General features: G+C 42.6%; 20 protein-coding genes and 2 tRNA genes. 11 read left to right on the forward strand and 11 right to left on the reverse strand.

Annotation, left to right across the window (positions count from 1 at the left end; genetic code table 11):
- Nucleotides 1–16: 16 nt before the first annotated feature.
- Complete coding sequence (locus AC4MBN_RS10180; RefSeq protein WP_491880190.1) at nucleotides 17–595, reverse strand: hypothetical protein; 579 nt, start codon at nucleotides 593–595, stop codon at nucleotides 17–19.
- Between the two features lie 233 nt (nucleotides 596–828).
- Here AC4MBN_RS10180 and ahcY point away from each other — a divergent pair, with 233 nt between their 5' ends.
- From ahcY to AC4MBN_RS10210, 6 genes are all read left to right on the forward strand, one after another.
- Nucleotides 829–2,211, forward strand: coding sequence for an adenosylhomocysteinase (gene ahcY / locus AC4MBN_RS10185; protein WP_419365418.1), 1,383 nt, complete (start codon nucleotides 829–831; stop codon nucleotides 2,209–2,211).
- A 183-nt stretch (nucleotides 2,212–2,394) separates the two neighbouring features.
- Nucleotides 2,395–3,231 (forward strand): methylenetetrahydrofolate reductase [NAD(P)H], encoded by an 837-nt coding sequence (gene metF / locus AC4MBN_RS10190; protein WP_284879109.1) that lies wholly within the window; start codon nucleotides 2,395–2,397, stop codon nucleotides 3,229–3,231.
- A gap of 31 nt (nucleotides 3,232–3,262) precedes the next feature.
- A complete protein-coding gene (locus AC4MBN_RS10195) occupies nucleotides 3,263–3,973 on the forward strand; it encodes a 16S rRNA (uracil(1498)-N(3))-methyltransferase (protein ID WP_159124482.1) in 711 nt (236 codons plus the stop codon).
- Between the two features lie 177 nt (nucleotides 3,974–4,150).
- Complete coding sequence (locus AC4MBN_RS10200) at nucleotides 4,151–7,027, forward strand: putative bifunctional diguanylate cyclase/phosphodiesterase (RefSeq protein WP_419375307.1); 2,877 nt, start codon at nucleotides 4,151–4,153, stop codon at nucleotides 7,025–7,027.
- Between the two features lie 141 nt (nucleotides 7,028–7,168).
- On the forward strand, nucleotides 7,169–9,448 hold the full coding sequence (locus AC4MBN_RS10205; RefSeq protein WP_419365421.1) for an NADP-dependent malic enzyme: 2,280 nt from the start codon (nucleotides 7,169–7,171) through the stop codon (nucleotides 9,446–9,448).
- 83 nt (nucleotides 9,449–9,531) lie between these two features.
- A complete protein-coding gene (locus AC4MBN_RS10210; RefSeq protein ID WP_004784716.1) occupies nucleotides 9,532–10,764 on the forward strand; it encodes a multifunctional CCA addition/repair protein in 1,233 nt (410 codons plus the stop codon).
- A gap of 159 nt (nucleotides 10,765–10,923) precedes the next feature.
- On the opposite strand, the gene AC4MBN_RS10215 is transcribed toward AC4MBN_RS10210, so the two are convergent.
- The gene (locus AC4MBN_RS10215) at nucleotides 10,924–11,049 is read right to left on the reverse strand and encodes a hypothetical protein (protein ID WP_419375306.1); all 126 of its coding nucleotides are present in this window, start codon (nucleotides 11,047–11,049) and stop codon (nucleotides 10,924–10,926) included.
- A 123-nt stretch (nucleotides 11,050–11,172) separates the two neighbouring features.
- Here AC4MBN_RS10215 and AC4MBN_RS10220 point away from each other — a divergent pair, with 123 nt between their 5' ends.
- The gene (locus AC4MBN_RS10220; RefSeq protein ID WP_491880957.1) at nucleotides 11,173–11,367 is read left to right on the forward strand and encodes a GNAT family N-acetyltransferase; all 195 of its coding nucleotides are present in this window, start codon (nucleotides 11,173–11,175) and stop codon (nucleotides 11,365–11,367) included.
- 39 nt (nucleotides 11,368–11,406) lie between these two features.
- Here AC4MBN_RS10220 and epmA read toward each other — a convergent pair whose 3' ends face one another.
- The 3 genes from epmA to AC4MBN_RS10235 form a co-directional block, all read right to left on the reverse strand.
- Nucleotides 11,407–12,387, reverse strand: a complete 981-nt coding sequence (epmA, locus tag AC4MBN_RS10225; protein ID WP_419375305.1) for an EF-P lysine aminoacylase EpmA — start codon at nucleotides 12,385–12,387, stop codon at nucleotides 11,407–11,409.
- Entirely contained in the window at nucleotides 12,384–13,451 is a 1,068-nt protein-coding gene (locus AC4MBN_RS10230; protein ID WP_419375304.1) for a 4-phosphoerythronate dehydrogenase, read from the reverse strand. Before AC4MBN_RS10230 ends, epmA begins: the two co-directional genes overlap by 4 nt.
- Before the next feature lie 211 nt (nucleotides 13,452–13,662).
- Nucleotides 13,663–14,886: an acyl-CoA dehydrogenase gene (locus AC4MBN_RS10235; protein ID WP_419375303.1), complete on the reverse strand. Its 1,224-nt coding sequence runs from the start codon at nucleotides 14,884–14,886 to the stop codon at nucleotides 13,663–13,665.
- A 261-nt stretch (nucleotides 14,887–15,147) separates the two neighbouring features.
- On the opposite strand from AC4MBN_RS10235, the gene AC4MBN_RS10240 reads away from it, so the two are divergent.
- Nucleotides 15,148–16,101: a LysR substrate-binding domain-containing protein gene (locus AC4MBN_RS10240; protein WP_419375302.1), complete on the forward strand. Its 954-nt coding sequence runs from the start codon at nucleotides 15,148–15,150 to the stop codon at nucleotides 16,099–16,101.
- Between the two features lie 55 nt (nucleotides 16,102–16,156).
- On the opposite strand, the gene AC4MBN_RS10245 is transcribed toward AC4MBN_RS10240, so the two are convergent.
- The 3 genes from AC4MBN_RS10245 to greB form a co-directional block, all read right to left on the reverse strand.
- Nucleotides 16,157–16,247, reverse strand: a tRNA-Ser gene (locus AC4MBN_RS10245).
- A gap of 261 nt (nucleotides 16,248–16,508) precedes the next feature.
- Nucleotides 16,509–16,599, reverse strand: a tRNA-Ser gene (locus AC4MBN_RS10250).
- A gap of 88 nt (nucleotides 16,600–16,687) precedes the next feature.
- Entirely contained in the window at nucleotides 16,688–17,182 is a 495-nt protein-coding gene (gene greB / locus AC4MBN_RS10255; protein ID WP_419365749.1) for a transcription elongation factor GreB, read from the reverse strand.
- A 364-nt stretch (nucleotides 17,183–17,546) separates the two neighbouring features.
- On the opposite strand from greB, the gene AC4MBN_RS10260 reads away from it, so the two are divergent.
- A complete protein-coding gene (locus AC4MBN_RS10260) occupies nucleotides 17,547–18,662 on the forward strand; it encodes an MltF family protein (RefSeq protein WP_419365750.1) in 1,116 nt (371 codons plus the stop codon).
- 92 nt (nucleotides 18,663–18,754) lie between these two features.
- Here AC4MBN_RS10260 and AC4MBN_RS10265 read toward each other — a convergent pair whose 3' ends face one another.
- Together AC4MBN_RS10265 and ttcA are read right to left on the reverse strand one after the other, a co-directional pair.
- Entirely contained in the window at nucleotides 18,755–19,141 is a 387-nt protein-coding gene (locus AC4MBN_RS10265; RefSeq protein WP_004784757.1) for an SCP2 sterol-binding domain-containing protein, read from the reverse strand.
- Between the two features lie 218 nt (nucleotides 19,142–19,359).
- Nucleotides 19,360–20,286, reverse strand: a complete 927-nt coding sequence (gene ttcA, locus AC4MBN_RS10270) for a tRNA 2-thiocytidine(32) synthetase TtcA (protein ID WP_005236792.1) — start codon at nucleotides 20,284–20,286, stop codon at nucleotides 19,360–19,362.
- A gap of 501 nt (nucleotides 20,287–20,787) precedes the next feature.
- Here ttcA and AC4MBN_RS10275 point away from each other — a divergent pair.
- Nucleotides 20,788–21,660 (forward strand): lytic transglycosylase domain-containing protein, encoded by an 873-nt coding sequence (locus tag AC4MBN_RS10275; RefSeq protein WP_419374783.1) that lies wholly within the window; start codon nucleotides 20,788–20,790, stop codon nucleotides 21,658–21,660.
- Nucleotides 21,661–21,837: 177 nt separating this feature from the next.
- On the forward strand, nucleotides 21,838–22,743 hold the full coding sequence (htpX, locus tag AC4MBN_RS10280; RefSeq protein WP_180012754.1) for a protease HtpX: 906 nt from the start codon (nucleotides 21,838–21,840) through the stop codon (nucleotides 22,741–22,743).
- 70 nt (nucleotides 22,744–22,813) lie between these two features.
- Here htpX and AC4MBN_RS10285 read toward each other — a convergent pair whose 3' ends face one another.
- Nucleotides 22,814–23,395, reverse strand: a complete 582-nt coding sequence (locus AC4MBN_RS10285; RefSeq protein WP_208462087.1) for a DUF4112 domain-containing protein — start codon at nucleotides 23,393–23,395, stop codon at nucleotides 22,814–22,816.
- Between the last annotated feature and the right edge of the window lie 48 nt (nucleotides 23,396–23,443).

The following is a 23,443-nucleotide window of genomic DNA, read 5'->3' on the forward strand; positions in this document are numbered from 1 at the left end:
GATGGGCTTTTTATTATTAAATTTTATTTACTATACTTTCTACTTGTTCAATTAAATCATCTAGCATTTCATTTAAACGAATAAGATCATGAAACCTCATTACACTAAAATTACTATGATCAATTTTTTCTTGCTGTCTCAATAAGACTTTTGTTCTTTGAGTTTTAGAATATTTATAGTCTTCACGTGTAAGATTCGCACGTATTTTTCTTAACTCACTTATATCATGTGAGAGGAATACAATATATTTATCATCTATTAGACTTGGTATAGAGTGTGCTATTAAATTCCTAATGTATAGATTCTTTTTTATTTTTTCAAATAATATATTTGTTATAGGAGTAAAGAACTCTTGTATTTCATGACACTCCATCAGCTGTGCCAATGGTAAAGTTTTTACTTGACCTTTATAGGTTGCAATTTCCATATAAGTTACTAATCTTTTTAAATGTACCTCTAATTTATTAAAGTTGATTAACAGATCCATTATTAATAATTTGTGACCTGCTTTTAGTTCATTCTCCCCCAAGAAAACCAATGGATTCTCTTGCATAAGTACATCTATATATTTAGTAACCTCTTCTAAATCATCCATAATATTTCCTTAGTTTAATTTTAGAACAATATATTTTTATTACCTTGTTTACAACTTGGCTATCACTTTAAATCCAAGTACAATACCCCGCTAGTCGAGGGATGCTGCGACGTTTTACAGGTACGAAATGTAAAAGCGCCAGGCTCGACGATCGGTCCAACTTTTTCTAGACAGACCAACAACGGCATCCGCGAACTGAATGATCAATTATTGTTTTTTATAAGGAGATCGTGATGAACGCGGTTAATGCTTCATTTACAGATTATAAAGTTGCTGATATTTCCCTAGCTGACTACGGCCGTAAAGAAATCAAACTTGCAGAAGCTGAAATGCCTGCCCTCATGGGTCTGCGTAAGCGCTACTCAGCTGCTAAACCGCTTGCTGGTGCCAAAATCCTTGGCTGTATTCACATGACTATTCAAACTGCGGTTTTAATTGAAACTCTGGTTGAATTAGGCGCTGAAGTTCGCTGGACTTCTTGTAACATCTTCTCTACTCAAGACCACGCTGCTGCTGCAATTGCTGCTCGCGGTATTCCTGTATTTGCTTGGAAAGGTGAAACAGAAGAAGAATACATGTGGTGTCTTGAGCAACAGATCAATGTAAATGGCAAACCTTGGGATGCCAACATGATTCTGGATGATGGCGGTGACTTGACTGCTGTTGTTCACGAAAAATATCCTGAACTGATTGCAAAAATCCACGGTATTACTGAAGAAACCACTACAGGTGTAGCACGTCTTCTAGAAATGTGGAAAGACGGCTCTCTGAAAGTTCCTGCAATCAATGTCAACGATTCAGTAACCAAGTCTAAAAACGACAACAAATACGGTTGCCGTCACTCACTAAACGATGCGATCAAACGTGCAACTGACATGCTGCTTTCTGGCCGTCGTGCGTTAGTGATCGGCTATGGTGACGTAGGTAAAGGTTCTGCTCAGTCTCTTCGTCAAGAAGGTATGATCGTACGTGTATCTGAAATCGATCCAATCTGTGCGATGCAAGCATGCATGGACGGTTATGAAGTGGTTTCTCCATACAAAAACGGCGTTCAAACAGGCAAAAAAGAAGATGTGAACGTTGATCTTCTTCAAAATACCGACCTGATCGTGACTACGACTGGTAACTACCACGTATGTGACGCTGCGATGCTAGATACACTAAAAGCTGGTGCAGTAGTTTGTAACATTGGTCACTTCGATACTGAAATCGATACCAATTACCTACGTGGTTACAAATGGGTTGAAGTGAAGCCTCAAGTACACCAAGTGTATCGTTCAGAAAATGAAAATGATTACCTGATCCTGCTTTCTGAAGGTCGTCTGGTGAACCTGGGTAATGCAACTGGTCACCCTTCACGTGTTATGGACGGTTCTTTTGCCAACCAAGTATTGGGTCAAATGCACCTGTTCGCTGAGAAATTTGCTGATCTTCCAGAAGATCAAAAACAAGCAGCGATTCGTGTAGAACTACTTCCTAAGAAATTAGACGAAGAAGTTGCTGCTGCAATGGTTGCCGGTTTTGGTGGTGTTCTGACTCAATTGACTTCAGAACAAGCAGACTACCTAGGCGTACCTGTTGAAGGTCCATTCAAGTCTGATGCTTATAAATACTAATTTTTGATTTCCACCTCACCCCGGCCCTCTCCTATAAGGAGAGGGAGATTTCCATTGTGAAAATTGTTATAGGGTAAATCTTAAAGACTTTAACTATCACAATGGTAGTCCCTTCTCCCTCTGGGAGAAGGTTAGGATGAGGGTAATCTATAAAATACAAGTATTTATAAAAAGGATTTGAACATGTCTAAACAGATTCCAATTTCTTTTGAGTTTTTCCCGACTAAAACTGATGCGGGTGCGGAAAAACTCAAAGTGGTTCACCAAGAACTGCAACAGTTGAATCCAGAATTCTTCTCTGTGACTTATGGGGCTGGCGGTTCAACACGTGAACGTACTTTATCTACGATTAATGATTTTAACGGTAAAGGCACACCCGTTGCTCCTCACCTGTCTTGTATCGGCGATGACAAAGCGCGTATCGCTGAACTACTTGATTTGTATAAAGCACAAGGGATTGATCGTATTGTCGCACTGCGTGGTGACTTGCCATCTGGTCAGGTGGGCCTAGGTGAATTGCCTTATGCACAGGATCTGGTTCGCTTTATCCGTGAACATTCAGGTGATCATTTCCATATCGAAGTTGCTGCTTATCCTGAAATGCATCCACAAGCAGATAGCTTTGACAAAGACATTCAGCACTTTGTGGATAAAGTAAATGCAGGTGCCAATGCTGCATTGACCCAATTCTTCTTTAATCCAGATGCATACTTCTACTTTGTAGACCGCATTCAGAAAGCTGGAATCGATATTCCGGTTGCGCCAGGTATTATGCCAATTACCAATGCCAGCAACCTGATTCGCTTCGCAGATGGTACAGGTGCTGAAATTCCACGCTGGATTCGCAAGCAACTGGCGACCTATGGGGATGACACTGCAAGCATTAAAGCCTTTGGTCATGAAGTCGTGGTGAAATTCTGCGAACGCCTGATTGCTGGTGGTGCACCGAGCCTGCATTTCTACACCATGAATACCACTGATCCAACCCGTCAACTTGTTAAAGACCTCGGTCTTGCATAAGTAAAATACCTGATTTGAGAGTAAAACTTTAATGCCACGTTTTTTTATTGAAGCTGATTTAGCAGTAGATACCACTGTAGAACTGACTGAAACAGTGTTTCATCATTGGGTTAAAGTTTTACGTGCTCAAGTCGGCGAAAAAGCCACCCTGTTTAATGGACAAGGTGGTGAATATGAAGTTGAACTGGTCGAAGTTTCCAAAAAGTCGGCTGCTGTACAGGTCAATAGTTACAATCCTACTGATCGCACACCTAAATTTAAAGCCTTGCTTGGCCAGGTCATGAGTAAAGGTGACCGCATGGATTATGCGATCCAGAAAGCAGTTGAACTGGGTGTATCTGAAATTCAACTTCTAACCTCTGAACGCTGTGAAATGCGCCTGAAATACGATCGTGATCAAAAGAAACTGGATCACTGGCAAGGTGTAGCCATTGCCGCCTGTGAACAGTGTGGAATGAATATTGTTCCTAAAATTTTAGCGCCAATGTCACTTGAAAAATGGCTGGAAACTGATCTTCCTACTACCAAACTGGTGCTAGCGCCAAATAAAGAAGAAATTGATGTTCTGGCGAATGCCACGCCGGATATTGCCTTGCTGATTGGCCCTGAAGGCGGCTTGAGTGAAGCAGAAATCCTAGCGGCGAATTCCCAAGGCTTTGTTAACTGGTGTATTGGTGAACGTGTCCTGCGTACCGAAACTGCTCCTGTCGTTGCCCTCTCAATTTTGAATTACACTATTTAAGCGGTCAAAATTGTAAAATTTAGTTATTAATTTTATTGATTTTTATTTATAAGCGCTCTACTCTTGAGTCAATAATAATGAAACACATATTGATTGATTTAAGAATCATTCAGGCTTGAATAAAAATTAAAATCTAGGGTAAGAACCGTTCAGGACGAATACAAGGCACTTAATTATATGATTGATAATCAAGAGGCTTATATCAAAGAGCACTTACATCGTGCTCAGATTGCGAACACGCTTCGACATAGCCGATATTTTCTGTTAAGTATCATGATTATTTGCCTCTATATTTTTTGTGTTTATCACATTCAATATAGCTTATCGAATACTTATTTTAATCTTTGGTTTATCTTGACTGAAATTACCGTCAGCATGTGCTGGCTCATCAATACCCTGTATTTTAAGCCTGAACAATATCAACTGAAAAATGCACATTACTGGTTACAGATTCAGAGCCTTGCGGTAGGTTGCTGTATCGCTTCCGGTATTTCCCTGATTTATTATTACTTGCCGCAGGCCAATATCAATTTTGATGAAATAGAAGCACTGACTCTATCAGCCTTGCTGTTAATTGTTACCCAAGCTTTTGGTTTGACTTATTTAACTCAGAAGCTCAGTTACTTTTCACTGGTATTTTTACCTTCATTAGTACCCTTTTTGCTCTTTCAGTTTTTTCATATTTCTGGTGCTAATCCTGTCTTTGGCCTGGCCTTAAATTTTGCAGTTATTGTGATCCTGCTCTGTGCCAATAGTACCTATCGTATTCACACCCGTACTTCCCGCCTTTATGCGGAAAATGAATTACTGGTGAGCAATGCCGAACAGCAGGTCGCCTGGACGGATGAACTGTGCAAACAGTTACAGACTGAAGTCAATAAATCAAAAGATATCGAACTGGAGCTACAGCTCAGCAATCAGTTACTGGAACAGAAAGTTCGTGAACGTACTTATGATATTGAACAGATAAATATTGATCTGAAAAACCAGCAGCAAAACCTTGAGCTGACTCATGAAATCGCCGGTATCCGTCCATGGGACTGGAATATCAAAGACCGCAGTATTTTGCTGACCAATCATAAAGATGAGAAGGTACAACGGAAATCCAGCGAACATCATCTGCAGTTACAGCATATGATTCATCCCGATGATCTGGCTGCGTTCAAAAGCAATATGAAACAGCATCTGCGTGGGAAAACTGAGCGCTATGAAGTAACTTACCGGATTCAGCAAGCGCCGGGAGTCTGGAGCTGGGTACATGATGTAGGCAGGGTGATCAGTCGCGATCCCGAAACTCACCGTCCTTTACGCATGGTTGGAATTTTGCGTGATATTCAGCAGGAACGCAGTTCTCAAGAACGCCTGAAACTGGCAGCAAGTGTGATCGAGCAGGCAGCTGAAGGAATTTTCATTTTAAATGATGAATTACGTTATATCGAAGTGAATCCTTATTTCGAGAATTTGTCCGGTTTTGAACGTAATGATATCTTGGGTAAATATCTGTTTGATATCACTGCAAGCCATAAATCACAGCAACGCAGCATTCATTCCAATATCATCAAGCAAGTCGTGAAAATCGGATCCTTTGATGGCGAACTGAGTGAAAAATTCCTGTCCGGCAAAGAAATGCCACTCTGGTTGCATATCAATGCGATTACCGATGATGAAGGCCGTATCACCCACTATATCGGCATTGTCTCTGATCTGACTGAGCGTAAATTACAGGAACAGCGCCTGTCTTATCTGGAAAATTATGACACGCTAACTGATTTGCCAAACCGTTTTTACTATAACTACCAGCTGCATCAGTATCTGATGACGCAAAAAGATTCCATCAAGAAAATGGCGGTGATTCGACTCAATATCGATCGTTTCCGTCCATTGAATGAATACTTGTCTAATAATGGTGGTGATGAGCTGTTGCGTCAGGTGGCACAGCGCTTACGTCTGACCAATGCTGAAGCCCTGTTTGTAGCCCATCTAAATGGCGATGACTTTGCGATTTTGTATGAAATCTCGCATATTCGCCCATCTGTACAGGAACACTGTCAACGAATTGCTGAAGCCTTCCAGGCTCCTTTCCATATTTTTGGACAAGATTATGTGATTACTCTATCGATGGGCGTGGCCTTCTATCCGGATCATGGTCGTCAGCTAGATTATTTAAATAACTGTGCTGAACAGGCGCTGAGTGAAGCCAAAAATCTTGGTGGGAATACTATCCATTTCTACTCCAATGAAAATACGGCTTTGCTAGAGCAAGGAATTTTCATTGAACGTGATCTGCGTAAAGCTATTCAGAATGGCGAACTAGTAGTCTACTATCAGCCGAAAATTAATTTCAATGACCAGCACATTTATGGCTTTGAAGCTTTAGTGCGCTGGAAACATCCAGAAAAAGGCATCATCCCACCGGGCCTGTTTATTCCTTTAGCCGAACAGACCAGCCTGATTTCCGAGATCGGCCGTCTAGTGATTCAGCAAACTGCCAAACAGATTCGTGAATGGAATGATCTTGGCTTTCATAATATCTGTGTCTCTGTGAATATCGTGGCACAGCAATTGCGTCGTGGTCAGTTACTTGATGATCTGGATCAGGCCATTACCGAAAACCAGATTTCTGGCACCAGTCTGGAACTGGAAATTACTGAATCTTCACTGATTGAAAACTCTGAATCTGTCAAAAATCTGCTGAACCAGATCAAGCAGCGCCAGATTAATATTTCTTTAGATGACTTTGGAACCGGTTATTCTTCTTTATCCTATCTTGCCGATTTTCCTATTGACATTCTCAAAATTGACCGCAGTTTTGTCTCTAAAATTGGCGAACATAAACAGGAAGCGATTGTCAGTGCCATGGTCGCGATGGGTAAAGCCATGGGCATGACTGTCGTCGCTGAAGGTATTGAAACTGAAGAACAGCTGCAATATCTACGTGATTTAGATTGTGATATTGCCCAAGGCTACTTCTTCTCCAAACCATTGCCTGAACTGGAAGCAACTGCATATTTAGAACAGAATCGCGTTGCTGAAACTTATATATATCAAGTCTAAGTCTATATCTACCTCGAATAAGATTGTCGCAAAAATGGTCGACTTTGACTGGGCTAAGTGCTTAACAAATGTTATATTCAGAGCCATAAATGCAATTTTTTACCCGCTTTCTGGGTAATCTTTACAACGATAGAGATACAGATGGACGAACAATCTTTAAAGCAGCAGGCTCTTTACTATCACGAATTCCCTACTCCAGGAAAAATCAGCGTTACACCAAGCAAACAATTGGTCAACCAACGTGACTTAGCCCTTGCTTACTCGCCTGGCGTTGCCGCACCATGTCTTGAGATTGAACGCGATCCTTCAACAGCTGCACTTTATACCGCACGCGGTAACCTGGTTGCAGTGGTCAGTAACGGTACAGCAGTTCTTGGTTTGGGTAATATTGGCCCACTGGCGTCTAAACCAGTCATGGAAGGTAAAGGCGTACTGTTCAAAAAATTTGCGGGTGTTGATGTATTCGATATCGAAATTGCTGAAAATGATCCAGACAAGATTGTTGATATTGTCGCTTCTCTAGAACCCACTTTTGGCGGGATCAACCTGGAAGATATCAAGGCTCCAGAATGTTTCTATATTGAACAGAAACTTCGTGAACGCATGAAAATTCCTGTGTTCCACGATGACCAGCATGGTACTTCAATCATTGTAGGTTCTGCTCTTCTTAATGCTTTGCAATTAAACGGCAAAAAAATTGATGAAATCAAGATCATTGCTTCAGGTGCCGGCGCTGCTGCCCTGTCTTGCTTGAACTTGCTTTGTGCTCTTGGTGCGAAAAAAGAAAATATCATCGTTGCTGACTCACGTGGTTTATTAACAACTAAACGTGAAGGTCTGGACGAATCTAAAAAAGCATATGTACAAGACATTGATGCCTCTCAGATCGGTGACGTGATTGCAGGTGCAGACATGTTCCTGGGTCTTTCTGCAGCCGGTATTCTCACCAAAGAAATGGTGAAACTGATGGCTAAAGATCCAATTATCTTTGCCTTGGCGAACCCAGATCCAGAAATTCTGCCTGAACATGCACACGAAGTTCGTGATGACGTGATCATGGCAACTGGCCGTTCTGACTATCCAAACCAGGTGAACAACGCACTGTGCTTCCCTTATATCTTCCGTGGTGCATTAGACGTTGGTGCCACCACCATTAATGAAGAGATGAAAATTGCCTGCGTACACGCAATTGCACGCATGGCACATGTAGAAGCAGATGCTGCATCTTATGGTGAAAAATCAGTTTCTTTCGGTCGTGATTACCTGATTCCTGGTCCACTGGATCAACGTCTGATTCTGGAAATTGCGCCTGCAGTTGCACAAGCTGCAATGGATTCTGGCGTAGCGACTCGTCCTATTCAGGATTTCTCGGCATATCGTCAACGTCTATCTGAGTTTGTTTATAACTCAGCTTTCATGATGAAACCAATCTTTGCACAAGCCAAAACAGATCCTAAACGTATCGCTTATGCAGAAGGTGAAGACCTGCGTGTACTTCGTGCTGCACAAATTGCAGTGGATGAAGGCTTAGCTAAACCGATTCTGGTCGGTCGTCCAGCAGTCATCGAAGCCAATATCAAGAAATTGGGCTTACGTCTTGAAGATGGTGTCAACATCACCATCGTGGATCAAGAAAAGAACCCGGATTACGAAAAATTTGCAGACGACTATTACAACCTGATGCAACGTAAAGGTGTAACGCCTGAATATGCACACCGTGAAGCGCGTCGCCGCTCTACTTTGATCGCTGCGATGCTGGTTCGTCATGGCATGGCGGACGGTATGTTATGTGGTACTTACTCAAGCTACGACATCCATCTGGACTTTGTCAGCAATGTCATCGGCAAACAGGATGGCCATAATACCTTCTTCACCTTAAACGCATTAATGCTGGAAGAGCGTAACCTGTTCATCGCAGATACTTACATCAACCGTAATCCAACGGCTGAACAGCTTGCTGAGATGACGATTCTGGCTGCTGAAGAAGTGCGTCGTTTCGGTATTACACCGCGTGTTGCCCTACTTTCTCACTCTAGTTTCGGTTCAGACCAGCACGATGCCAGCGCACAAAAAATGCGTCGCGTATATGAAATTCTTTCTGAAACTGCACCTGAGCTTGAAGTTGAAGGTGAAATGCATGGTGATGCAGCATTAGACGAAAATATCCGTCAGTTTGCATTCCCTAATTCTCGTTTCAAAGGTTCTGCAAACCTGCTGATCATGCCAAATCTGGATGCAGCCAATATTTCGTTTAACCTGTTAAAAGCAACTTCAGGTAACAACGTGACCATTGGTCCTATCCTGCTTGGTGCTGCGAAACCTGTTCATATCCTGACACCAACTGCAACGACTCGTCGCGTAGTGAATATGACTGCATTAACTGTCGCTGAAATTCAGGAAGCAGAAAAAAACGCGCTCTAAGGAATGTACGCATCAGCGTAACTTCTTGACTTGAGAAAACCTCTATTCTGTAGCATGATGCTTGTAAGAATAGAGGTTTTTTCATGCAAGTTTATTTAGTAGGCGGTGCAGTTCGGGATCATTTACTTGGACACCCCTATCACGAAAAAGATTATGTGGTTGTCGGCGCGACGCCGGAACAATTGCTTGCTGAAGGTTTTCAACCTGTTGGCAAGGACTTCCCTGTTTTTCTTCATCCTGAAACCAAAGACGAATATGCTCTGGCACGTACCGAACGCAAGTCTGGCTATGGTTATCATGGTTTTGAATTTTATACCGATATCAATGTCACCTTGGAAGAGGATCTGATCCGCCGTGACCTGACCATCAATGCCATGGCCATGGATGATTCAGGCAAGATTTATGATCCTTATGGTGGTCAAAAAGATCTGGCTGATCGTGTACTGCGTCATGTATCAGAAGCTTTTGTCGAAGATCCTTTACGTGTTTTAAGGATTGCCCGCTTTGCTGCGCGTTATCAACATCAGGGTTTTAGCATTGCAGAAGAAACGTTGGTGCTGATGAAGCAGCTGGCGGAATCGGGCGAGCTTAATGCATTGACACCTGAGCGGGTCTGGAAAGAAACCACACGCGCACTGATGGAACAAGATGCAGATGTGTATTTTGAAGTATTACGTAGTTGTGGTGCTTTAAAAGTACTGTTCCCGGAACTGGATGCCTTATATGGCATTCCGCAACGTCCTGAATATCATCCTGAAATTGACTGTGGTATTCATACCATGATGTCTTTACAGCAAGCTTGTCGCCAAAATTATAGTCTGGATGTACGTTTTGCGGTTCTGGTTCATGACCTTGGTAAGGCATTAACCCCTGTGGAAGAATTACCACGCCATATCATGCATGAAGAACGTGGGATCAAACCGGTGAATGAGCTGTGTGAACGCTTAAGAGTTCCAACTCATACCAAACAGCTGGCGTTGGCTGTCTGTAAAGAACACTTAAAATGCCATCAGGCTTTTAACTTAAAACCTGGCACGTTATGGCGTTTATTGCAGCGTCTAGATGTATTGCGTCGTCCTGAACGTGTTGAAGCTTTTGTACAGGCCTGTGAATGTGACTCTCGCGGCCGCTTGGGGTTGGAAAATCGTGCTTATCCTCAGGCTCAATATGTGCTGGATGCCATGCAGGTCGTACGTAGCATTAAAGCTCAAGATTTGCCTCCAGAGATTCAAGGTCCGGATATTGGTGAAATGCTGATTGAACGACGGATTGCAGCTCTGGCAGAACTGAAAGAACAGCACAGTGCTATACTTTAAACATCAGGCTCCTTCGGGAGCCTTTTTAATATCTCAAATCTCACTCATCTCGATTTTCTATATAAATAGCAATAATTCTTTGAAGCTATCATGTAATTTCAACACTTAAGCAAATTAAATATTAATTATGATTGATATTATTTTTAGCTAAGACCATGTCTAATGACTTATCTCATCCGTCCACTGGATCTTGAAAAAGACCTGCATGACGTTCATCAACTCACGATTCAGCTTGGCTAACCATCTACGCTGGAAAATATCAAACAGCGTTGGGAGCATCTCCATCAAGACAGTCATTATCAAACACTGGTTATAGAACAGGATTTACATGTGATCGGCTATGCAGGTTTTATTCAGGAATAGACCTGGGAATTTGACGGTGGATATTTAAGGATTCAGGCTTTTGTAATTGATCAGGCCCATCGTGGAAAAGGCGTTGGCAAGCAACTGATGGCTGCTATTGAACAGATTGCAAAAGAACAAGGCTTCAAGATGATTCAGCTCAACAGCGGAAATCGCGAAGAACGCTACCCTGCACATGCCTTTTATCAAGGACTAGGATTTGACACTTACAGTATTGGATTTCGTAAGCATCTGGAATGATCAGCCAGTCATAACCAGCTGATCAATCGTAGATTTAATTTATGAAATTTCAGCAGGGAAAGTAATCACTTTTTCTAATTTCATCTGATTGGTTGCAATCATCAACAAGCGATCAAGACCTAGGGCAATACCTGAACATTCCGGCATTTGTGGCAATGCCGCCAGCAAATACTCATCAATCGGCATGACATGCAAGCCGAGCGCTGTCCGTTCCGCATTATCTGCTTCAAAGCGGGAACGCAAAACTTCAGCATCCATCAGCTCATCATACGCGTTGGCCAGTTCCAGTCCTTCGATATACAGTTCGAAACGTGCCGCAACCAGCTCCCCATCTTCATCGATTCTAGTTTTAGCCAACGATGCCAGTTCCGGTGGAAAATCTGTCAAAAATACAGCCGTATCGAAACCCAGGCTTGGCTCAACCATATGCGAGAACAAAAGGTCGATATACCCTAAACGGTCATCACCCAAGTCCAAATTGAGACCTACCCGGCGACAGCAATCTTTGAGTTGCTGCAAAGTGGCCTGTAAAGGATTGAGATCCAGGCGATCCATAAAGGCATGCTTATAGCTGAGTACAGTGGGACGGATTTCCCCAAAACGAGCCTTAAGTGTCACATTTAATAAATCTGTCACTTCAAACATCAGATCTTTCAGACTAAAGCCCGGTCGATACCATTCCAGCATGCTGAATTCACTGTTGTGCTTACGGCCGTGTTCATCATCCCGAAACACTTTACAGACCTGGTAAATCGGCCCACTACCACTAGCCAATAAACGTTTCATGGCAAATTCGGGTGAGGTCTGTAGATAATGTGTGCCGAGCTTGCCCATGACATGACGCTGGGCCTGAATCGAAGCCAGATGCACATCGGTCACACCAGCCTGAGATAAAATCGGGGTTTCCACTTCCAGCACTTCACGTTCAGCAAAAAACTGACGGAGCTGGGTATACATATTGGCACGCGCTTTAATAGCTTTTAAGTCACAGGTCGGTTGATAAGATACTGTTTGACTCATGCCTTTGGCCCTCCATGAGCGGCCCATTCACGGCGTAAAGGATAAGTCTTGCGTAAATGATCAAATGCTTTCTGATCGACTTTGCCATCTTTTAAACAAGCACGCAGATTGGCATCATCACGGGCGATATCATAGATCTGGGTTAAATGCTGTTGTAGCGCCAGTTTTAAATCCTGATTCTGGAAAAGCTGTTCACAGACAGGCAACTGGCTTTCAAACTGCTTATTAATCTCAAAGCCAAAAGTCTGGCAAAATGCCTCGTAAATCATTTGAGTACCGCGTGCCTTACCTTCCAGACTATAACCTGCAATATGCGGCGTCACCAAAGTAATCAGATTCAGCAGCTGTTCAGAAATTTCCGGTTCATGCTCAAAGACATCCAGTACAACCTGACGTTGAGTTGCCTGAATATCGGTAATTAGTGCCGCTTCTTCAATAACTGGCCCACGCGCTGAATTAATTAAAATGGCTTCTGGCTTCATTTGTCCAAGAGCATTAGCATTAATTAAATGATAAGTCGGATGCTGACCTGTTTTGGTTAAAGGTACATGAATGGAAATAGCATCTGCGGTTTTTAGCAGTTGTTCAAATTCAACCTGATGAACCTGATCGCGCTGTACAAAGGGATCGTAGGCAATCACATTCCAGCCCAGCAATTTGGCCATTGTTGCTAAACGCGAACCGACATTTCCTAGACCAACAATGCCCAAGGTGAATTCTTTATTTGCATTGATCAATTGGGGTTGTAAATATAATAGAGCCGTAATCACATATTCAGCTACCGCCTGTGCATTACAACCGGGTGCATTGCTCCAGCGGATGTTCTGTTGTTCTAGTGCAGCAATGTCCAGATGATCTGTACCAATGGTGGCACTGCCGACGAATTTAATCTGACTATCCTGTACGAGTGCTGCATTGACTTTGGTCACGGAACGGACCAATAAAGCCTCTGTATCTTTTACATCTTCTGCAGTGAGAGTTCTTCCTGCACGATGCTGAATATCGCCAAATTCTGCAAAGAAATAATCGGTAAATGCCAGATTTTCATCTGCGACAATTTTCATAATCTGTTCCAATGACTGAATCTGTCTATCATACCGCGTCAACCGAAATGTGACTATTTTCACTCAAGTTTTAGATGAATTCTTGCAAACATAGAGATATAAAAAATGCCAAAGTCAAACATCACTTCGGCAAAGGAATGTAATTGGAGTAAGAAAATGATGCAGGGTTAGGCGATTGAAAGCCATACCCTGCACGAAAAATTTTCTTCTTTTAATTGGAGAATGCAGCAATACCTGTTTGCGCACGACCTAGAATCAAGGCGTGTACATCGTGTGTACCTTCGTAAGTATTGACCACTTCCAGGTTCACCAAATGACGCGCCACACCAAATTCATCAGAGATCCCGTTACCACCCATCATGTCACGCGCTAAACGGGCAATGTCTAAAGCTTTACCACAGTTATTACGTTTGATCAGTGAAGTGCCTTCAACTGATGCAATGCCTTCATCTTTCATACGACCAAAACGTAAAGCCACTTGCAGACCCAACGCAATTTCAGTTTGCATGTCTGCCAGTTTTTTCTGAACCAGCTGATTCGCAGCCAATGGACGACCAAACTGTTTACGATCCATGGTGTATTGATGCGCTGTATGCCAACAGAATTCAGCTGCACCCATCGCACCCCAGGCAATACCATAACGCGCACTGTTCAGACAGGTAAATGGACCTTTTAGACCACGAATTTCCGGGAACGCATTTTCTTCTGGTACAAATACATTATCCATCACGATTTCACCGGTGATCGAAGCACGTAAGCCAACCTTACCGTGAATCGCTGGTGCAGAAAGCCCTTCCCAGCCTTTTTCTAAAATAAAGCCGCGAATATCACCAACATTGCCTTCAGGAGACACTTCTTTTGCCCAAACCACAAAGACATCCGCAATCGGACTGTTGGTAATCCACATTTTCGCGCCAGTCAGACGGTAACCCCCATCGACTTTTTTGGCACGTGTAATCATGCTGCCCGGATCAGAACCGTGATCCGGTTCAGTCAGACCGAAACAACCGATATATTCACCGGTCGCCAGTTTTGGCAAATATTTCTGCTTTTGTTCTTCAGACCCAAATTCATTGATGGGTACCATCACTAGCGAGCTTTGTACGCTGGCCATTGAACGGTAACCGGAATCCACACGTTCCACTTCACGAGCAATCAGACCATAGCTGACATAATTTAAGCCGGCACCGCCGTATTGCTCAGGAATGGTTGGACCCAGCAGACCGAGTTCACCCATTTCACGGAAAATAGTGGGATCAGTTTTTTCATGACGGAACTGTTCTAATACACGCGGCATCAGCTTATCCTGACAGTACGCATGCGCGCTGTCACGGATCATGCGTTCTTCTTCAGTCAGTTGTTGCTCCAGTAAGAACGGATCCTGCCAGTTAAAATAGACCTTGCTGGTTTTTTTCGTATCGACCATTTGATTCATAGTATTCCCTGCCAATCCTTCATCTATCTATTAGATGATGTTGTTTTATCCTTCAGATTGACTCTAAGCATGAATCGTGACTTGTTCAAACAATAAATTTGCATGCAACTATGCAATTTACGCATATCTTATATAAGTCGCTATTTCTAGAAATTATTTTCTTAGCCAATTTGCCTATTTTTTATACCAAAGTCGTATAGTAGTATAAGAGTGATATACCATTTATTGATATCTGACCATTTTAAGTTCAAGGATGAACAGGTGCGTAGAAAAATACCTTCCCTGCAAGCACTGATCTGTTTCGAATCTGCTGCACGTCATGCCAGTTATACTTATGCAGCGCAGGAACTGTTTTTAACTCAAAGTGCAGTTTCACGCCAGATCCAGCAACTGGAGGAGTATTTAGGTACAGCTTTATTTACTCGTACGCGGCATGGTGTAGAACTCAATCATGCTGGACAGCAATATTTACAAAGTATCACTCCGCATCTCAAAGGACTGGAACAGGCAACACTAGATGTCATTACGCATCAAGGCCGCGGCGGCACTTTAAAACTGGGCGTAGTGCCTACGTTTGCGACTCGCTGGCTATTACCTAAACTCCAGAGCTTTAATCGACTGTATCCTGAAATTACGGTACATCTGGAAACCAGCACCCGCCCTTTTCTATTTCAGGAACAGATTTTCGATGCTGCCATTTATGCAGGAACACCTCAACAGGTCGAACAATGGCCTGGTACGCATAGCCATTTTCTAATGCATGAAGATGTAGTTGCTGTCTGTGCGCCTGATCTGATTCAACAGTATTTTCCCGATGCACAGAAGATTAATGATTACAGCTATGACTTAAGTGCTGAACAATTGGTTCAACTTCCTTTATTACAGCAAACCACCCGGCCGAATATCTGGGAAGACTGGTTCAAGTTACATCAGATCCAGCATCCGAATCCTTTGCAGGGGCAACGACATGAACTGTTTTCTATGCTCGCTGTAGTGGCTAGCCATGGCATGGGAATGGCCTTGATTCCACAAATGCTAATTGAAAAAGAATTAAAGCGGCAGGAATTGGTGCTGGTATCCAGCAAGACCTTAGAAAGGAAACGAGGCTATTATCTGGTCCATTCCAGCCAAGAAAGCTCACCGCTGATTGAAAAATTTGTTGCATGGATACAACAGGAAATTCAAGGCAGCCTTCCCTCTGAGTCTGAGCTATAAACCCCAATGAATAGACAATAAAAAACCCCGATCAATGATCGGGGTTTTTCGTATCTGGCGGAAGCGGTGAGATTCGAACTCACGGAGGGGTATAAGCCCTCGTCGGTTTTCAAGACCGGTGCATTAAACCGCTCTGCCACGCTTCCATGGCCGCCATCATATAAATATTTCTGTTTCTTGGCAATAAATTTTCGCAAAACTTCTGTAAAAATCAGTTCATTCAGTCAAAAATCAGACGAAAATTTTAGAGTAGATAAAATTTTATACACAGAATCTTGGTGCTGATATTTTTATTTTCAGAATGAATTTAGCCTTAATATTCACATCATTTTGAACAATGAAAATTTGAAATTATTTTAATAAGTTAAAAATAAAAACCCCGATCAATGATCGGGGTTTTTTATATCTGGCGGAAGCGGTGAGATTCGAACTCACGGAGGGGTATAAGCCCTCGTCGGTTTTCAAGACCGGTGCATTAAACCGCTCTGCCACGCTTCCATGGCCGCCATCATATAAATAAAAATTGCGCTTGGCAAATATTTTTCCAATTTCTCTGCATCAACTGCACAAAATAAAATCAATTTTATTAATCTTCTGAATTTTCTGGCTTTTCATAGCGAATTGAATTGATGAACCAGAGTTTCTTGCCGGATGGTGTCATCACTTCAGCTTCATCATCCACTGACTTGCCTAACAGGGCACGCGCCATGGGTGAATCAATCGAAATATGCTGCGGATGATGATCATAAATTTCATCGACGCCCACAATCCGAAAACTCTTCTGCTCACCCTGTTCATTTTCAATTTCGACCCAGGCACCAAAATAAACTTTGCCTTCCTGTTCAGGGGAAAAATCAACAATTCGCAGCTCTTCCAGCCGCTTGCCCAGATAACGAACCCGACGATCAATTTTACGTAAAAGCTGTTTGTTATATTGGTAATCTGCGTTTTCCGAACGGTCGCCGAGACTGGCTGCCCAGTTCACTTTTTTGGTAATTTCAGGACGTTCTTCATGCCAGAGATTTTTAAGTTCTGCCACCAATTTGTCGTGTCCACCACGGGTAATCAGGTTAGATTTCATGTGTTTTAATTGCCAATTTTGAACCAGTTTTTAGACATTAAGAGCTTATTTTATTTGGAGTTTTAGGACAAGCCAGAATATGCAATTTTTTTCTTCAATAAATTTAATAACTTAAATTACATTTAAAAAATAAATTATGTACAAAATTTGACAATTCATTTTTTGATCTTTAATATGCACCCTACTTTTGGAATCGCTTATTTTTTAATCTATGTAGTTTTTCTACATATTTCCCGATCAATTTAGTCATTTTTGAATGACGTCATGACTGCCCAACCCTTATTGAATTTATCAAACTTTTAAAAGTTTCTGGCTAGTATTGGCTGTGATTTTTAGGGCATAAATTACTTGTAGCGGAGACAACATGCACAGTAGTTCAACCACTGGGTCGAGGCTTTGCCTTAGCTCTTTTATCTCTTCTCTCCCTGTAAAAGCACTGGTACTGAGTACGGCACTTATCCCCTTTCATAGTATCAATGCCACTAAAACCACACTTCAATATGATCATGTGGTCAATAGCAACAAACTCACCGTCGTCGCAGTTCAAAGTCCAACGACTGTGTTTCAGGATGGACAACATCAGCATGGTTTTGGTTATGACCTGGTTCGCAACTATGCCAACAGCCTGAATGTTAAGCTGGATTTTAAAACTGTTCCGGATAATGCCACGGCCCTGAAATGGGTAGCGCAGGGTAAAGCCAATCTGGCCATGACCACCACTGATCTGGGTACGATTGAACAACAACGTTTAACGGCTTTTTCTGCCACTTGTGGTGATGAGTCTTCACTGGCCAGTAATGGACTGAATTCTAACCTGAATCTGGTATTTAAATCAGCCAGCGACCCTTTAAGTCAAACTGCTAGTGCTTTTGTCTGTCAAGGTAAACAAAGCGGTGCAATCAAGCAGCTTGCATCCTTCTACAATCAGAATGTGGTAGAAGAACATTCTTGGGATGAAATTCAACAGAACCTGAACCAGCGCCTCCCCACATACAAGGCGAGCTTCCAGAAATCTGCTCAGCAGTACGATCTGGACTGGCACCTGCTCGCCGCGATCGGTTACCAGGAATCCTATCTAAAGCCAAACTCCGTATCTCCCACCGGTGTCCGCGGTCTGATGATGCTCACAAGCTCTACCGCAAAAGCGATGGGGGTTAGTAACCGGACAGATCCAGGTGAAAGTATTGATGGGGGTGCCAAATACTATGACCAGATGCTGAGTCGTTATGAACATATCCCTTATCCGGATCGTAACTGGTTTGCTTTGGTCGCCTATAACATGGGCCCAGGTGCTGTGAATCAGCTGCAAAAACGTATTCAGGCCCAAGGCAAGAATCCGAATAACTGGGTAAACCTGTATGCTTATCTGGAACAGAATAAAGCCAGTAATGGTCGTTACCGTCAGGCCCTTCAATACGTGACCCGTATTCGTGCCTATCTGGAACACATCAAGACCACTCCACAGCTGGTGAATATTTAAGCCTGATCATTTCTAATCCAGATATTCAGCCATAAAAAAAGCTTACCTTAGGGTAAGCTTTTTTGTTACTACAGCTTTTTAGATCAAAACTATTAAGCCGTGGTATTTTCAAGAACTTTCTTGAACAGGTCTTTTTGTGCTTGGCTTGGCTTCGCTGTTTGCAATGCCATCAATTGAGACATATCGCCTTGCACCTTGATTTTACCTGTCATAAAGGCTTGCATTGCAGCCGCCATATCAAACTCAAGGAAAACTTTACGTAAGGTTTCACCATCCATGTTTAATGTTGTTTTCGCATTTGGAGATAAACCTTTTTTAATCGCGCCACCTTCCAAAGATAATTCTGTATTACCTGTAGTGTCTGCAACGACTAAATTAATTGCCAGATTCGCCAAAGCAGGTGGCAAATCCAAATCACCAGCTTGTGCAGTGAGCGTGTCTACAGTCGAAAACCAATCATCAGTTAAAAAAGCAGGCATGATCTTTCCTCAATTTATTTATTCATTTGTGTCGACTATCCAGACGACATCAGGTTGAAGCTATTATGCTTGTGGCTTGTTATAACATGATCATTATGGCAAAGGCTAACGAATTTTGTACGCACCGTTCAATTTTTGTAGTTCTTATCTTACGTTATTTTTGATTCAGGCATCGGCCGTAGCCCATGCCTGTATCAGCTTGACTTTATATAGGTCGATTAGTCTGCTGCAAAGCCCAGATTGACCATATTGATGCGGCGGTTCTCGCCTTCTACCGCCTCTTCAGTTGAACAGCTGCCTTTGAAATCGAATTCGCGCTGGCTATCCAGAATTTCGAAATCAAATAATTCGCGGTCAACTAACTGAGATGGCGACACATTTTGCAAGGCACCAAAGATACTGTGCAGACGTTTTGGATGCGCATTGTCCCATTCACGTAACATGTCATTGATAATGGCACGTTGAAGATTTTCCTGAGAGCCACATAAATTACATGGAATAATTGGAAATTGACGCATCTGTGCATATTTGATGATGTCTTTTTCTTCCACATAGGCCAATGGACGAATTAGGATATTCTTTTTGTCAGAAGACAGCAGTTTTGGCGGCATGGCTTTCAGGCTGCCCCCATGGAACAGGTTCAGGAAGAATGTAGCCAGAATATCATCACGGTGATGACCCAGCGCCACTTTAGTCGCCCCAATTTCCTGAGCAAAACCGTACAAAGAACCACGGCGCAGACGTGAACATACTGCACAGTAAGTCTTGCCTTCCGGTGTCAGTTTTTTGGTAATGCTGTAGGTATCTTTTTCCAAGATGTAATACGGAATGTTATTTTCTTCTAAATAACGCGGTAATACATCTTCCGGGAAACCGGGCTGTTTCTGGTCCAGGTTAACCGCCACCACATCAAAGTTGATCGGTGCAATGCGTTTAAACTGAAGCAGGATATCAAGCAAGGTATAACTGTCTTTACCACCAGAAATACACACCATGACCTTGTCGCCGTCTTCAATCATCTTGAAGTCGCGAATGGCATGTCCGACCTGGCGGCGAAGCTTCTTCAACAAACGGTAGTAGGCAGAGCTTGTTGGCAGTTCAGGTTTGAAATTAAATCCTTGCTCGGATTCAACTGGCGAGTACATAGACGAGAATAACCCATAAATAAAAATACCGCGCAATTTTAGCTGATTCGGTTCCGTATCGCATCAAAAGAATTTATTTTCATACAAATGCCATATTAGTTTCATTTTCATGTTTTATTTAGATTGATATATTGAACGATTTAGTTCAATTTTTAAGCGAGATGCTTATCTTTTGGACTTTTCCACAGTTGTCCACAAAAGCTGTGGATAACTTTGTGGATTGAAATGGACTTGACAACTTGTTCACCTCAAAATTTAAGGCTTTTCTTTAAATTGATCATTTTTTGATCAATTTATTTTACTATTAAAATCAATAACTTAAACCTGTCAACCCTAAGGTTTTAAATTAAATAAAAAAAATATTTTAGTGTTCAAAATATTGACAGGCGTTCCTGTTTACATACTCGTTTATAAATGCAGCGTATAAGGCTGTGCATTACGTAATTTTTTGTTAAACTCATCCATGAATTTTTCTAGCTTATTATTTATCAAATATAAACAATGAAAATAAAGACGTATTTCTTGGGGTGTCAACTGATCGGTAGCTTGGTTATGCTGAGCTGCAGTCATTTGGTGTATGCCGGTGAAACCATCTATCAGTTGCGTGATAAAAACGGCAGTACCTTATTGACCAATAAGAAGAGCCGTTATAATCATCTTCAGGTCGAAAAGAAGACTTATTATCCGGATAGCAATATTCATAGCTATAGTAACTGGGGCAGCAGCGAGTCGTCGGTTTTGCCTAGCTATAGCAAGAATAAGAATGCTTTTGATTCGATCATTCGTCAGGCCGCACAGACTTATGGTGTGTCTGAAGGTTTAATTAAAGCAGTGATGCATACTGAATCAGGCTTTAATACCCATGCCCGCTCCCCTGTGGGTGCACAAGGTTTGATGCAGCTGATGCCAGCTACAGCACGTCGCTTTAATGTCAGTAACGCTTATGATCCTCATCAGAATATTATGGCAGGCGCCAAGTATCTGGCCTGGTTATTAAAGCGTTTTAATGGCAATACCAGTCTGGCATTGGCGGGCTATAATGCCGGTGAAGGCAATGTCAGCAAATATGGTGGAATCCCGCCTTTCCGGGAGACCCAAGATTATGTGCGCCGTGTGACCAGCCGTTATCAAAATCTGTATACTCATGGCCTGAGTGCAAGCACAACCACGTCTAGCACTTCATCCAGTGAAGGCCGCATCATTGCCAGTTCAGCGAATTACTCCAATGATAGCAGCAACACTTCGCACATCCAGGCAGCCAAGTATCAGCGTCAGATTATTATGAATGCTGATGGCAGTTATACCGATGCACCGATGGGTTCTTATGCAACGGCGAATGCAACAGCAGCAGCTAAAATTTATTTAAGTGAATAAATAAATCAAAATCATTTGATTCTGAATGGCCTTAGCGAAAATACAGCAAAAAATAAAGCTGTGTTTTATGATCTAGGGCCATTTTTTTCTTGAATTTTTAGTCATTTCACCCCATATTGATTTCAATGATTTTCATTTGCTAATCAGATTATTTTTTTATAATAAGAGGATTTCTCAATGATGCGGATTGGTTTGTTCTTGCTAACCAACCTCGCGGTACTGGTTGTAGCTGGCATTATCCTGTCACTCTTCGGTGTCGGTAGTTACCATGGCGCGGGTGGCTTGAATCTAGGCAACCTGTTGGTGATCTGTTTTGTGTTCGGTATGGTGGGATCACTGATTTCCCTGTTCATGTCTAAATGGATGGCGAAAAAAACAACCGGTACTGAACTGATTGACCCAAATGCCCCTCGTAACCAGGCAGAAGCATGGTTATTACAAGAAGTTGCGCAACTTTCTCAGCGCGCTGGCATTAAAATGCCGGAAGTGGGTATTTTCCCATCTTATCAGTCAAATGCCTTTGCAACAGGCTGGAACAAGAACGATGCGCTCGTGTCTGTTTCTACAGGTCTGCTGGAACGCATGAACAAAGATGAACTTCGTGCGGTACTGGCGCATGAGATCGGTCACGTTGCCAATGGCGATATGGTGACACTGGCCTTGATCCAAGGTGTAGTCAACGCATTTGTCATGTTCTTTGCCCGTGTAGTTGGTGACTTCGTAGACCGTACGATCTTCGGCCGTGAAGAAGGTGAAGCACCGGGTATTGGCTATTTTGTGATTACCATTGTGCTGGATATCGTATTTGGTATTATGGCTTCTGCAATCGTATTGTGGTTCTCACGCTACCGTGAGTATCGTGCTGATGAGGCAGGTGCGCGTTTAGCTGGTAAACAGGCCATGATTTCAGCGTTATTACGTTTACAGGCGGAATCAGAAATGCCGGATGCTATGCCGAAAGAAATGAAAGCCTTTGCAATTTCTGCTGGTCAGGAACAAGGTTTTAGTCTGGCGGCACTGTTCCAGACTCACCCAACGATTGAACAACGTGTTGCTGCTTTGCAACAACTCGATTGCCCTTAAGCAACACATTGATTGATAGAAAAAAGCCTGCATTTGCAGGCTTTTTTATTAAGTTTAGGTTTATAAACCTTCAGGCTTTAAACCATTGAAAAAGCTGCATTGTGCCCCAGCCAATGGCCATAATTAACAGAATCAAAAAGAAAGTTCCTAAAAGATCTGGCAGATGAATCCAAATCCAGGCCACCACAGGATTACGCCAGAAAGCGGATTGCTGTTGTCTGCGTTCCAGACTTTCATGCAGAAATGGATGCACCACATGATGATCGGTACGGATCTGGTATTCGTCCCGGATATGTTGATGCACAATATCCAGTGCCTTACGGCTAGGACGAATAAAAATATCAAATATTGTTCCTGCTACAGGAATAAAGCCGACCACAGCATCCATGACGGCCATTTTCAGGACTGGCTTTAATTTTTCATTCGGCACCCCGATCTGACGGGCTTTATAAATCGCATAACTGGTCAATACAAAACCTGCGATATCTCCCGCTACCGGAATGGTACTCAAAGCAGCATCTGCCCCGACACCCTGCTTGGTAAATGGAATCCGTACCACTGAATCCATCATATTGGCAAACTTGGCCAGATCCCGCTCCAGCCGAATGACATCTTGTTGGCTCAGTTTATTTTTTTGTCCGGGATCAGGCATGGGTTCTTCCAGAAATGAGACTGATGTAATTGAGCATAAAGTATTTTT

Source organism: Acinetobacter sp. CAU_H_60 (genome assembly GCF_058599385.1).